The organism is Rhodococcus sp. 1163 (genome assembly GCF_002091985.1).
In the GTDB taxonomy this organism is placed as follows: Bacteria; Actinomycetota; Actinomycetes; order Mycobacteriales; family Mycobacteriaceae; genus Rhodococcoides.
Map to the genome: position 1 here is coordinate 91,700 of NZ_MKKX01000020.1, position 12,315 is coordinate 104,014.

A 12,315-nucleotide genomic window follows, 5' to 3' on the forward strand; every position below is an offset into this window, starting at 1 on the left:
CTGCCCACAGCTGGACCGGACGCCACTGTCCAGGACAACGGACTCGGGCCGTTGTCCTGGACCGGACGCCACTGTCCAGGACAACGGCCCGAGTCGCCTACTGTTGAGATGTGAATTTCGACGTGCAGTCCCTCCGCTGGTACATCGCCGTCGCGGAAGAATTGCATTTCGCTCGCGCTGCCAAAACCTTGAACATCGCCCGGACGCGGTTGAGTGCCGCGGTCATCGAACTCGAAACCGAACTCTGCTACTCGTTGTTCGTCCCCGGCGCGTCGCCGACAGAGCTCACCGATCGCGGCACCGACTTCCTCCAGACCGCACGCGTGATGGTCGCCGAGGAAGATGAATTGCTGCGTGCCAACGCGTCGAACGAGCAGTCAGCCACGCTCACCGTCGGTTTCACCGAAGGCGTGACGCCGGCCAAGTGGACCCGAATCTGGTCCGAGCGATTCCCCGACATCGCATTGGAGCTGGTCCCCACCACAGCCGACACGCAGGAGTCTTCGCTTCGATCGGGCGTGGTCGACGTCGGTTTCGTTCGACTCCCGGTCGACCGGAACGATCTCAGCGTCATCGGCCTCTACGAGGAAGTGACGGTGGTGGTCGTTCCCAAGGACCACCCAGTCGCCGCGTTCGATCGCATCGCCGTGACAGACCTCGCCGACGAGCACCTGCTGCAGGAACCGTCCGAGGTTCCCGAATGGGCGTCGATCGCCACCGAAATCGCCGACGGCACGCGACTGGCACCGCCGCAGGTGAATTCACACGCCGAACTGGTCGAGTACGTTGCCGCAGGGCTGGGTATCGCCGTTATGCCACAGTCCATCGCCCGATTGCACAGCCGCAAGGACCTCGTGTATCGCCCGATCGACGGCGTAGCGGGCTCCCCCGTCGCCATTGCATGGCTCATCGACAAGACCACCGAAGAGGTCGAGGACTTCGTCGGCATCGTCCGCGGCCGCTCTGTCCGAAGCTCGCGGGGAACTCCGACGCCACCCACCAGTGCAGCGAACCGCAACAACAGTGCGGCCAAGAAGAAGCAACAACTGGCCGCGAAGGCGAGCCAGCCGGCCAAGGGCGCCCGAGGAAGCAAGAAAAATTTCTCTTCTGGCAAGCGGCCGCGGCGACCCTAGAAATGGGAATTTCCATAACTTGTTGACCAGGGCGCACCACGCGTTGACGCACCGCAGAGTGCTCGATCAGCACTCCCCCCTCGGCCGGGTAGATATTTTCACCGCCACGGATGGGCAGCACCTCTCGACGCTGCCCATCCGCGACCGCCTGAGAGCTACTACGACTTCCACGCCGTCCCGAAGAGCACCATCGAATTGGACGAGCCCACTACTCCGTGCACGGTGGGATTCCAGACGACGAACTCAGCGAAGGAGCTGTAGACCAAGTAGGGCACATCCTTGTTGACCTGCTGCTGGATCTGGTCGACCAGTTCAGCCTTCTTGTCCTTGTCGGAGGCCAACTGCAGTTCATCGATCAGCGAGTCCATTTCTGGGCTGGTGTACATCCCATAGACCTGCTTGCCCTCGCTGTGCATCGTTGCCTGCATCTTCGGAAATGGGTCGGATTCGCGGTAGGCAAGACCCCATGCCGCGAGGTCGTAGTTCCGTTCCTTGGCAATAGTGCGGACCTGGTCACCGATTGTCGGCATCAGGTTGACCCGGACATCGAAGCCAACCGCTTCCAGTTGCGCTTCGACGGCGAGCGCAGTCTGCTGCGAAGCCGGGTCTGATGCGTCGATCACTTCGAGCTTGCCGTCATACCCGTCTGCCATTGCCTCCGCAAGCAATTGCTTGGCCTTTTCAGGGGCAACAGGCGTGGCCTGGGTCTGCGTGTGCCAGCGCGAATACTCCGGGAAAATCGTGCCGTTTCCCAGGTCGGGATCGTCGAATGCGCGCTGGGTGATGATTTGCGGATCAACGGCAAGCTGCATCGCCTGACGCACACGTGGATCAGCGCCGGGACGGCCCTCCGAGGCATTGATGAGCGCGGCGTTTCCGGCGGCGGTCATGTTCACATAGCCGCTCATCCCGCGCTCCACGACCTCATCGACCTCGTCGGGCTCGCGGACGAACGTCGAGTCGATGCCGCCGTTGTACATGGTTTCCAGTCCGACCTGTGTCCCAGGGAGATACACAATGCGCAGCGCATCCAGGTTCGGCTCGCCTGCCCAATAGTCCTCTCGTGCCGACAACGTCATACTGTCGGCCTGAGCCCAGGTAGCAAGGGTGAAGGGCCCTGCCCCGATCGGTGTGAACTTTCCGTCCGGACCGTCCGACTCGGTGGAGACGATCATGCCCGGTCCGGTTGTGAGCAACCCAGGAAAGTCGGCCCAGGACTTATTGAGTGTGTAGGTAACGGTCTTGTCGCCCGATGTCTCGATGCTCTCCACGCTGTCGTTCCATAGCGCCGCCTCCGGAGCAGGTTTTGCCGCATAACGTTCCTGGCTCGCTTGCACCGCCGCCGCATCCACTGGCATGTTGTTGGAGAACTTCACGCCGTCCCGCAACGTCAGGGTCCAGGTCCGGAAGTCGTCATCATGGTCGAGGCTCTGCGCCATCTGCGGAACGAATTCGTTGGACTCGGTGTCGAATCGCAGCAGCGAATCGTAGATGTTCAGCATCTCTATGCCACCCGTGGTGACTGCGGCGATCGCCACTGCTGGGTCCAGCGCCGCCGGTTCCGAGTACGCCCCGAAGGAAAGGGTTCCTCCGGAGACGGGATCACCACTGTCGGTGGCCCCCCTCATGCCCTCGCTCAACTGGTCGGTGGCGGCCCCACTACCGGTGTCGGCCCCGCTGGCGCAGCCGACAAGCAGCAGCGTGGCCGCGAAGGGTACCGCGATCGACTTCCACAGCAATTCCTTGGTGCGATACATATAAGGCTTCCTTACTTTCTCGATGGTGATTCCTATCTGTGGGACCGCTCAGCGGCGATGCAGAACCGGGGAACGATCAACCGGAAAACTCTGGGACGCGCAGTGCGCAGAGGACACCTGCAGCGCGGCCTAGGTGATAGCTATTTCACCGGCACCGAAAGCCGAGTCCGATTCTTCCGGTACAACTCGAAACCGAGCATGTGTTGAGCAAGCGCTTGATTCAAACCTAACAGCAGTCGGACGAAAAAAACACGAACAGCGTGAAACCAGTCACAGAGGAATATGCGCGTCGATGCACGCCACAGGGATTGCGCAACTAGGTCGCCCGCGGTCACTGGACCGCGGGCGAAATCAACACTCCAGGCCACAAGGCGTCCGACCTGCCAGACGAGACCAGGAGTGGCCAGTCGGGCCCGGGCCGTCACGCCCTTCGAGGAGCCGAACCTACCGGGGTCCACAGCTGGTCACTAGTGAACAGCCGCCTTGCGCGCATATACGCACAGCGCTGCCAACTACGCGGCCCGTCAGCGAATCGTCATCTGGCCGCCGTCGATGTTCCACGACTGCCCGGTAATCCACCGTCCTTTGTCGCTGGCCAGGAATGCCACAGCAAACGCAATTTCCTGCGGGGTACCGGCCCGGCCCAACGGCACCCGCTCTTCGATCAGCACGCCCCACTGGTCGGCCGTCAGATCGTCCAGACGTGAAGTGGACACGATCCCCGGGCACAGCGCGTTGACCCGAATCTGCTCGCTGCCCAATTCCTTGGCCATCGACGAAGTCAGGGACTGCACCGCAGCCTTCGAGGCGGAGTACGCCGCCGCGTTGGCACCGCTGATCTTTCCGGCAATGGAGGAGATGTTGACGATGGTGCCGCCGCGACCTTGAGCAACGAATTGGCGAGCGAATGCCCTGCTCATCAAGAAGGTCCCGCGCACGTTCACCCGCATCACGAAATCCCAGACGTCCGCCGCCAGGTCCGTGACCGGGACGCGGTCCCCAGCGCGAGCGGCCGCGGCGTTGTTCACGAGGATGTCGGCTCCACCGAACTCCGCGACCACCTTCTCCAGCAACCCATCGACCGCAGCCTCGTCGGAGACGTCCAGTACCGCGGTGAGCGCGCGGACTCCGAGGCCCCGCGCCTCCTCGGCCACCGACTCGATGTCCCGCCATCCGCTGGCCCGTTCCTCGTCCGTGTACCGGTCGGGAGTGCGCCCCGTGCCCGTGAGCACCAGATCGCAGCCCTCGCGCGCAAGTTCCATCGCGATGGAGCGGCCGATGGATCTGATGCGGCCTGCGCCCGAAATCACCGCCACCTTGCCAGCGAGCCCGCTCGCCTGCGCGTTGCCCGTCATAGCCGCTCGATAATCGCTGCGCTGGCCATGGCGCCGCCCGCGCAGACGGCGATCAATCCGAATTGCTGGTCGCGAAGCTCGAGCTCGTCGATTATCGCGGCGATCAACCTGATGCCGGTCGAGCCCACCGGATGGCCCAGCGCGATCGCGCCGCCGTTGACATTGAGCTTGTCCGGGTCCACCGCGTGCATCTGCGCCATCGACATGGGCACCGAGGCAAAAGCCTCGTTGACCTCGACCAGATCCATGTCGGACATGCTCATCCGGGCCCGATCGAGCACCCGCTGGGCAGCTTGCACAGGCCCGTCGAGGAGGAACTCGGGCTCGGCACCGATCAGGCATTGGCTCACCATGCGGGCGCGCGGACGCAGTCCGAGGTCCCGGGCGCGGGACTCGTCCATCAGTATCGCCGCGGTTGCACCATCCGAGATCTGCGAGGCCGTGCCTGCAGTGTGCAGCCCACCGTCGATCACCGGACGCAACGCGGACAGTGCGTCCATGGAGGTTTCCCGCAGGCCTTGGTCGCGATCGATGACAGCGGAACCGTCGGGCCCGGGCACTGTGATCGGAATGATCTGACGATGAAAGCGTTTCTCGCTCCACGCCGCAGCAGCACGCTGCTGCGAACGCAGCCCGAACGAGTCGAGATCCTCACGGGTGAAGGACCGACGGCGCGCGATCCTGTCTGCACCGACGAACTGATTCGGTAGGTCCAGCGTCCAATCGGCCGGCTTCGGCCCGCCGAGACCCTCGGGAATGTTCGACAGCAGTGGCACCCGCGACATCATCTCGACCCCGCACGCCATGCCCACGTCTATTGTGCCCAGCGCGATTTGACCGGCGATAAGGTGCGCTGCCTGCTGCCCCGAACCGCACTGGGAATCGATAGTGGTAGCGCCGGTCTGCTCGGATAACCCGGCATTGAGCCAGGCCGTGCGGGTCACATTGGAGGCCTGCTCACCAGCTTGGGTGACGCAGCCACCGATAGCCTGCTCCACCAGTTCGGATTCGACACCGACGCGTTCCAGCGCCGCACGTTGAACCTGTCCGAGCAGTTGTGCCGCGTGCAAGCTGGACAGCCAACCGCCGCGTTTGCCACTGGGCGATCGGGCAGCATCGACAATTACGGGGGTGCCCATCAGGCCTCCTATCAATGATGAAAGCAGGGGCGCTTGCATCGACGGCGACTGTAACCACAGCGAAGGGCGCGCCATCGTGCGGATCTCGCTGGACGAGACACGGAGCCGCCCGCCGCGCTCGGAGTCTCGTCCGAGCTACTCGTCCAGGACGAGGCAGAAACCACTGAAAAATAGTGTCGCCATGAGCTCGGAGAACTCTGCCAGCGTGTACTGCTTTCGGTCCGGCCAATGAGTGGTCGACCACAGGGTGTCTCGCACGGTCCGGTAGAAGATTTCCGGCGCGATATCGACCCGGAACGCGCCCTCCTCCGTGCCCCGCTTGATTGCCTCGAGCCAGTGCTCGCGGATCCCGCGAGACGCACGGTCGACCGGTTCCAGTAGTTCGTGTTCACGAAGGTAGTTGCGATCGTTCTGGTAAATCGCGGTCGCGTACGGATGCAGCTCTATCACCGTGAGCGTCTCACGAATCAGCCCCCGAATGATCTCGACGGGACTCGACGCTGTCGCCTCGATCAGCTCGAACCTTGCCGCAATATCGCCCATCAAATCAGCGAGTAACTCGGCCACGATCGCGTTCTTCGACTTGAAGTAGTGGTACAGGCTCCCGGAGAAGACTCCAGCCGCCTCACCGATGTCGCGCACCGTGGTTCCCGCGACGCCCTTCCTGGCAAACAACTCCGCCGAGCTATCAAGGATCTGCGCCCTGCGGTCCGGGGTCGTTGTTGTCACGTGATCACTTCTTGTCTGTTGTCGGACACAGTCACACCGATGCCTCGGCGTCATGAATTCTTGGTGCCTGGAGCCAGCGAGATGCGCCCCCAGGAGGCGTACCAGAGCATCTTCACGGCTACGGCCGCAAGAATCCCATGGCTAGGTTATGCACCCCTCGTTAGCCGGCGACGTGGGCTCAGCGTAACCGACTGGACGCGCTGGTATGCCTCGCGGGCCTCTCGCTCAGACCGTAGTTTTCATTTCCGCGAGGCGCTGATACTCTCAAAATCAAGCGCTTGCTCAAGTAGGAATTGCGGAGGGCATCAGTGGAACACTTGGAAAAACAATTCGCCGACTTCATCGGGGTGGAAGCCGAGCCGCCCCGCGTGGCTCGCTATGACGTCAATGCCGCCATGATCCGCAACTGGGCCGAGGCCCATGACGACTTCAACCCGATCTACGTCGACCCTGAGGCTGCGCGCGCAACTGGCCGTAGGGATGTCATCTGTCCACCCGCGATGATCTCCACCTGGGTCATGTCCGGATACCGCCGCTACCGCGAGGTGCAGCGTCTGCGCGCGGAAGGCGCGATCGAGGACTTCGCCTACTCGCGATTGCTCGCCTTGCTCGACGACGCCGGTTTCACCTCGGTGGTAGCCACCAACGTCGAGCAGGAGTACTTCGCAGAGCTGTACCCAGGCGATCACGTGACGGCCTACTTCACTATCGAATCGATCTCGCCGTTCAAAAGGACGGGCCTCGGGCATGGATGCTTCATCACTCTGCTGAAGAACTACGTCAATGATGTCGGCGACACGCTGGTAGAGGAGCGGTTCCGACTGCTCCGGTTCAACCCCAACAGTCAGGAGACCCACTCGTGAGCGAGAGCACCGAACAGGATCGACACACCTCGGTCCCCCGCTTGACCGTGACGCAAGACAACGACTTCTTCTTCACCGCGGCCAAGGAAGGTCGACTGGAAATCCAGCGTTGCGCCGACTGCCAGACGCTGCGCCACCCCCCGGCCCCGGCATGCCCAGCGTGCCGGTCCTTCGAGTGGGACACCGTGGAGTCGACGCGTCAATGCACGCTGCACAGCTTCACAGTGCTACACCACCCGAAGGACCCCGCGTTCGAGTACCCACTGGCCGTCGGGTTGGTGGATCTCGAGGAGGGCACACGGCTGGTTGCCGATATCGCCGGCATCGACCACGACGAACTCGAGTTCGGTATGGAACTCGAGGTCGCGTTCTCCGAGCACGCGCACGGGGAGATCCTGCCGCAGCTGCGCCGCCGCAGCGCAGCCGGTCTCGACGGGGAGGCCCAATCATGAGCATGCCAAAGTGCCAGGTCGGCTACCAGCTGCCCGAGCTCGATCTTCCGCTGAACCGGACGCTGATCGTCGCGGCCGCGATGGCCTCGCAGGACTACGAGGACGTCCACCACGACCCGGGCGCGGCCCAGGGGCGCGGCACCCCCGACATCTTCATGAGCATCAACTCCACGAACGGGTTCATCGACCGGTACATCACCGACTGGTCCGGGCCCGCCTCCCGCATCAAGAAGACTTCCCTGCGCCTGGGCGTGCCGAACTTCCCCGGCGACACCATGACGTTCACCGGCGAGGTCACCGCGGTCGACGGCGACGCAGTGACCGTCAAGGTGATCGGTAGCAACGCGCGGGGCCCCCATGTGACCGCCACGGTGACCGTGGAGCCGACCCCACAACAAGGAGAGAGCACATGACCCGCGGATTCTCAGGCGCCGCCGCCATCGCCGGTATCGGCGCGACCGAGTTCTCCAAGAACTCCGGACGCAGTGAGTGGCAGCTGGCCTGCGAGTCGGTCGTCGCCGCACTCGCGGACGCACAGATCGGAATCGAGGAGGTCGACGGTTTCTCCCTTTTCACCATGGAGAACAACCCCGAGATCGCCGTCGCCCGCGCGCTCGGCATTCCTCAGCTCAAGTTCTTCAGCCGCATCCCGCACGGCGGCGGTGGCGCGTGTGCGCCCGTGCAGCAGGCCGCGCTCGCGGTCGCGACCGGGGTGGCCGACGTCGTCGTGGTGTACCGCGCGATGAACGAACGGTCAGGACACCGATTCGGCCAAGGCCCGCCCGCCTTCGCGTACAACCAGAACACGGACCAGGAGTACCGCAACTGGATCAACCCCTACGGATTGCTCACCCCCGCCCAGCAGGAGGCGTTCCTGGCCAAGCTGTACATGCACAAGTACGGAGCCACCAGCGCGGACTTCGGGGCGATCTCGGTGCTCTCGCGCAAGCACGCAGCCAACAATCCGAAGGCCTGGTTCCACGAGCGGCCGATCACCATCGAGGATCATCAGAACTCGCGCCTGATCGCCGATCCGATCCGGCTGCTCGACTGCTGCCAGGAGTCCGACGGTGGCGTCGCACTGGTCATCGTCAGCGCTGAGCGTGCGCGCGACCTGCCGAACAAGCCCGCCATCATCACCGGCGCAGCGCAGGGCGTGGGCCCGCAGCAGATTTCTATGAGCAGCTACTACCGCGAAGACATCGACTCCATGCCGGAAGTCGACCTCGTCGCCCAGCAGCTGTGGAGCCAGTCCGGCCTCAGCCCCGCCGAGATCGACGCCGCGATCCTCTACGACGCCTTCACTCCGATGGTGCTGCTCCAGCTCGAAGAGTATGGCTTCTGCGGCAAGGGCGAGGCGAAGGACTTCATCGCCGACGGCAACCTCGAACTCGGCGGCCGCCTGCCCATCAACACCAACGGCGGCCAGCTCGGCGAGGGTTATATCCACGGCGTCAACGGCATCGCGGAGGGCGTGCGCCTGATCCGCGGCACATCTGTCAACCAGCCCACCAAGACGTTGGACAACGTACTGGTCACCGGCGGCTCCCCCGTACCCCACAGCGCTCTCGTGCTCTCCGCCGACCGCTAGCACTCCCACCTTCTAGTTTCACGATCAGCCTTTTAGGAGTTTCCCATGACCGACCGCATCACCTACGCCCGCGCAACGCACGGCGAGGAAGAGATCCAGGCAGTTGTCGACGTACTGCGCAGTGGCCACCAGGGCCTGCGCATCGGCAAGAACGTTGCCGAGATGGAGCGACGTATCGCGGAACTCAGCGGCAAGAAGTTCGGCGTGATGGTCAACTCGGGCTCCTCGGGCCTGTATGTCGCCGTCGAACTGCTGGACCTGCCCAAGGGCAGCGAGATCATCACCTCTCCCCTGACCTTCTCCACTGATATCGCGCCTATCGTTCGCGCCGGTATGATCCCCGTCTTCGTGGACGTGGAGCCCAACACGGTCAACATCGACGTCAGCAAGATCGAGGCGATGATCACCGATAAGACCGGTGCCATCCTGTTACCGAATCTCGCCGGCAACTGCCCCGACTGGGACGCGATCCGCGAAATCGCCGATCGCCACGGTCTCAAAATTATCGAGGATTGCTGCGACGCCATCGGCCCGACGCTCCGCGGCACCCCCACCGGCGCCCGCGCCGACATCAGCGTCACCAGCTTCTCGATGGCGCACATCATCACGTGCGCAGGCACCGGCGGCATGGTCCTGGTCGACGACGAGGCCAGCCGTGACAAGGCGCTGCTCCTGCGTCGTTGGGGCCGACGCAGCGAACCGAACCTGTTCGGCAGCGGCAAGGATGTCGGTCGCGTCTTCCGTGAGCAGCTCGACGGTGTCGACTACGACAACGACTTCATTTTCGACGCCGTAATGCCGTGGAATTTCGAGCCCTCCGAGCTGGGGGCCGCGTACGGCGTCGTGCAGCTGGACAAGCTCGCCGACAACTACAAGACCCGCAAGGCAACCTGGGCCGCCTACACCGAGGCCTACAGCGCGTTCCCGAAGTTCTTCACCACGCCCGTCGAGCTCGAAGGCCTGGACACCGCGTGGCTCTGCTATCCGGTGATGATCAACGCCGACGCACCCTTCACCCGTAGCCAGATGCAGGAGGCCATCGAGGCCGACGGCATCGACACCCGCACCGTCTGGAGCGGCAACATCACCCGTCACCCGATGATGAACAACATCGAGTTCCGTCAGCCCCCAGAGGGGTTGCCGGTGGCCGACGAGGTCTTCGCCCGCGGCATGACCTTGGGCATGAGCCACGGTCTCACCGATGAAGAGGTAGTCCGCATCGGTCAGAGCATCCACCGCTTCGCCTCGAAGTTCGAGTAAATGGTGGGCAAGCGATTCGAGGGACGACGCGCGGTCGTCACCGGTGCCAGCCGAGGCATCGGCGCGGGCGTCGCGGAGCGGCTTGCCGCCGAGGGTGCCGACGTGGTTCTCATCGCGCGCACTCTCGGTCCGGGCGGGCGCCTGCCCGGCAGCTTGGAGGAGACCGCCGAACGGCTGCGCCGATACGGCCGCAGGGTCGAGATGATCGTCGTCGACCTGACCGACCCCGAGGAACGCTCGCAGGTGATCGCGAAGGCGGCCGAGTTGCTCGGCGGCCCGATCGACATTCTGGTCAACAACGCGGCAGCGGCGATCTACCAGCCGCTGGCGGACTACCCGCTGCGGCGGCGCCAACTCACGTTCGAAGCGAACGTGCACGCTCCGCTGGACCTGATGCAGGCGGCGACCCCGTCGATGGTCGAGGCCGGCGAGGGCTGGATCGTCAACGTCTCCAGCGCAACGGCCCGCCACCACGAGGGCCCGCCATTCGACCTGGTGCCCCCTGGCACATCGATGGCGGTCTACGGCGCATCCAAAGCCGCCCTGAACCGGATCACGCACGGCTTGGGCGCGGAGCTGTACGGCACGGGCGTGCGGGTCAATACCGTCCAGCCGCGTGCTGCCGTGCTCAGCGAGGGCGCCACCGCATTGGTCGGTGCCACTATCCGTCCAGATCAGGTCGAGGCCATCGAGGAGATGGTCGAGGGGGTTCTCGCGCTCTGCGATTGCGCCGCCGACGTGACGGGGCGAGTGTGCGTGAGCTTGGACCTCATCGACCAGTGGAACCTGACCACCCGCGGGCTGGACGGTAAGTCCTGGGACAACCCCGGACGGAACGTCTCGGATGAGCCTCGACGGAACGTCTTGGACAAAATTGAGGAGCTGTCATGACACCGGTGATCGTCGACCTTGCCAGGACCCCGTTCGGCAAGCGCAACGGTTGGATGTCAACCATTCACTCCGCCGAGCTGCTCGGCTTGGCGCAGCGCGGAGTGCTCGAACGCGCCGGGATCGATCCGGAGATCGTCGAGGAGGTCATCGGCGGTTGCGTCACCCCTCTGGGTGAGCAGTACGGCAATATCGCCCGCACCTCATGGCTGCACGCCGGTCTACCCCCGCATACCGGTGCGACCACAATCGACGCCCAGTGCAGCACCGCGCAGCGCGCTGTGCAGCTGCTGGCTGGTCAAATCGCAGTCGGCGCAACGGATGTGGGCGTCGCCTGCGGAGTAGAGCTGATGACTCGTGCACCGCTGACCGCCAAGGTCGGCACGGGCCTGGGCACGCCGCGGCCCGAATCCTGGTCGGTCGAGTATCCCGACCAGTACACGGGTGCGGACCGCATAGCCCGCAACCGCGGGTTCACACGAGAGGATCTCGACGCGTTCGGTCTGCGCTCGCAGCAGCTCGCGAAGGCGGCATGGGACGCGGGCCGGATCGATGCGCAGATCATCCCCGTCACGGTCCCGAGTCTCGAACCGGGTCAGAAGCCGGTCCGCGTCACCCGCGACCAAGGTCTGCGCGATTCCAACCTGGAGGGGCTGGCACGCCTGCAACCCGTCCTCGATGGTGGCTTGCATACGGCGGGCAGTTCCTCGCAGATCTCCGACGGTGCCAGCGCTGCCCTGCTGATGTCCGCCGCCCGAGCTCGAGACCTCGGTGTGAAACCCAGGGCACGGATTGTTGCCCAGTGCATCATCGGAGGTGATCTGGAGTACTTACTCGACGGCCCGATCGACGCAGGCCGCAAAGTGCTCGAGCGCAGTGGCATGACCATCGCCGATATCGACCTGTTCGAAATCAACGAGGCCTTCGCGTCGGTCCCGATGTCCTTCGCCCAGGTGCACGGCGTGAGCGAGGACCGGCTGAACGTCAACGGGGGCGCGATCGCGGTCGGTCACCCCGCCGGTGCGACTGGCATCCGGCTGCTCGCGACGGCACTCGACGAGCTCGAGCGCCGCGACGCATCCACGGCGATGGTGGCCATCTGTGCCTCCGCGTCGACAACCGCGCTCATTCTCGAGCGGATCTGAGGG

General features: G+C 64.2%; 12 protein-coding genes. 8 read left to right on the plus strand and 4 right to left on the minus strand.

Features of this window, described 5'->3' with window-relative positions:
* Positions 1 to 110: 110 nt before the first annotated feature.
* Positions 111 to 1,133, plus strand: a complete 1,023-nt coding sequence (locus BJD99_RS09395) for a LysR family transcriptional regulator (protein WP_084346569.1) — start codon at positions 111 to 113, stop codon at positions 1,131 to 1,133.
* 158 nt (positions 1,134 to 1,291) lie between these two features.
* Here BJD99_RS09395 and BJD99_RS09400 read toward each other — a convergent pair whose 3' ends face one another.
* The 4 genes from BJD99_RS09400 to BJD99_RS09415 form a co-directional block, all read right to left on the minus strand.
* A complete protein-coding gene (locus tag BJD99_RS09400) occupies positions 1,292 to 2,890 on the minus strand; it encodes an ABC transporter substrate-binding protein (RefSeq protein WP_084346570.1) in 1,599 nt (532 codons plus the stop codon).
* Positions 2,891 to 3,414: 524 nt separating this feature from the next.
* Positions 3,415 to 4,245 carry an SDR family NAD(P)-dependent oxidoreductase gene (locus BJD99_RS09405; RefSeq protein ID WP_084346571.1) on the minus strand — a complete coding sequence of 277 codons (831 nt, stop codon included), beginning with the start codon at positions 4,243 to 4,245 and terminating at the stop codon, positions 3,415 to 3,417.
* The gene (locus BJD99_RS09410) at positions 4,242 to 5,384 is read right to left on the minus strand and encodes a steroid 3-ketoacyl-CoA thiolase (RefSeq protein ID WP_084346572.1); all 1,143 of its coding nucleotides are present in this window, start codon (positions 5,382 to 5,384) and stop codon (positions 4,242 to 4,244) included. The genes BJD99_RS09405 and BJD99_RS09410 overlap by 4 nt, the downstream gene beginning before the upstream one ends.
* A 135-nt stretch (positions 5,385 to 5,519) precedes the next feature.
* Positions 5,520 to 6,113 (minus strand): TetR/AcrR family transcriptional regulator, encoded by a 594-nt coding sequence (locus tag BJD99_RS09415; RefSeq protein WP_256895568.1) that lies wholly within the window; start codon positions 6,111 to 6,113, stop codon positions 5,520 to 5,522.
* 308 nt (positions 6,114 to 6,421) lie between these two features.
* Here BJD99_RS09415 and BJD99_RS09420 point away from each other — a divergent pair, with 308 nt between their 5' ends.
* The 7 genes from BJD99_RS09420 to BJD99_RS09450 are packed head-to-tail and all read left to right on the plus strand — an operon-like array spanning position 6,422 to position 12,312.
* Positions 6,422 to 6,976 carry a MaoC family dehydratase N-terminal domain-containing protein gene (locus BJD99_RS09420; RefSeq protein WP_084346574.1) on the plus strand — a complete coding sequence of 185 codons (555 nt, stop codon included), beginning with the start codon at positions 6,422 to 6,424 and terminating at the stop codon, positions 6,974 to 6,976.
* On the plus strand, positions 6,973 to 7,428 hold the full coding sequence (locus BJD99_RS09425) for a Zn-ribbon domain-containing OB-fold protein (protein ID WP_084346575.1): 456 nt from the start codon (positions 6,973 to 6,975) through the stop codon (positions 7,426 to 7,428). The genes BJD99_RS09420 and BJD99_RS09425 overlap by 4 nt, the downstream gene beginning before the upstream one ends.
* Positions 7,425 to 7,841: a MaoC/PaaZ C-terminal domain-containing protein gene (locus BJD99_RS09430; protein ID WP_084346576.1), complete on the plus strand. Its 417-nt coding sequence runs from the start codon at positions 7,425 to 7,427 to the stop codon at positions 7,839 to 7,841. The genes BJD99_RS09425 and BJD99_RS09430 overlap by 4 nt, the downstream gene beginning before the upstream one ends.
* Positions 7,838 to 9,019 (plus strand): lipid-transfer protein, encoded by a 1,182-nt coding sequence (locus tag BJD99_RS09435; protein WP_084346577.1) that lies wholly within the window; start codon positions 7,838 to 7,840, stop codon positions 9,017 to 9,019. The genes BJD99_RS09430 and BJD99_RS09435 overlap by 4 nt, the downstream gene beginning before the upstream one ends.
* 45 nt (positions 9,020 to 9,064) lie before the next feature.
* Positions 9,065 to 10,279: a DegT/DnrJ/EryC1/StrS aminotransferase family protein gene (locus BJD99_RS09440; protein ID WP_084346578.1), complete on the plus strand. Its 1,215-nt coding sequence runs from the start codon at positions 9,065 to 9,067 to the stop codon at positions 10,277 to 10,279.
* Complete coding sequence (locus BJD99_RS09445; protein WP_084346579.1) at positions 10,280 to 11,170, plus strand: SDR family oxidoreductase; 891 nt, start codon at positions 10,280 to 10,282, stop codon at positions 11,168 to 11,170.
* A complete protein-coding gene (locus BJD99_RS09450; RefSeq protein ID WP_084346580.1) occupies positions 11,167 to 12,312 on the plus strand; it encodes a steroid 3-ketoacyl-CoA thiolase in 1,146 nt (381 codons plus the stop codon). The genes BJD99_RS09445 and BJD99_RS09450 overlap by 4 nt, the downstream gene beginning before the upstream one ends.
* Positions 12,313 to 12,315: the final 3 nt, after the last annotated feature.

Coding starts and splice junctions, on each gene's coding strand:
- BJD99_RS09410 (WP_084346572.1), bottom strand. CDS start 5,384: ATGGGCACCCCCGTAATTGTCGATGCTGCCCGATCGCCCAGTGGCAAA.
- BJD99_RS09450 (WP_084346580.1), top strand. CDS start 11,167: ATGACACCGGTGATCGTCGACCTTGCCAGGACCCCGTTCGGCAAGCGC.
- BJD99_RS09405 (WP_084346571.1), bottom strand. CDS start 4,245: ATGACGGGCAACGCGCAGGCGAGCGGGCTCGCTGGCAAGGTGGCGGTG.
- BJD99_RS09400 (WP_084346570.1), bottom strand. CDS start 2,890: ATGTATCGCACCAAGGAATTGCTGTGGAAGTCGATCGCGGTACCCTTC.
- BJD99_RS09440 (WP_084346578.1), top strand. CDS start 9,065: ATGACCGACCGCATCACCTACGCCCGCGCAACGCACGGCGAGGAAGAG.
- BJD99_RS09445 (WP_084346579.1), top strand. CDS start 10,280: ATGGTGGGCAAGCGATTCGAGGGACGACGCGCGGTCGTCACCGGTGCC.
- BJD99_RS09435 (WP_084346577.1), top strand. CDS start 7,838: ATGACCCGCGGATTCTCAGGCGCCGCCGCCATCGCCGGTATCGGCGCG.
- BJD99_RS09430 (WP_084346576.1), top strand. CDS start 7,425: ATGAGCATGCCAAAGTGCCAGGTCGGCTACCAGCTGCCCGAGCTCGAT.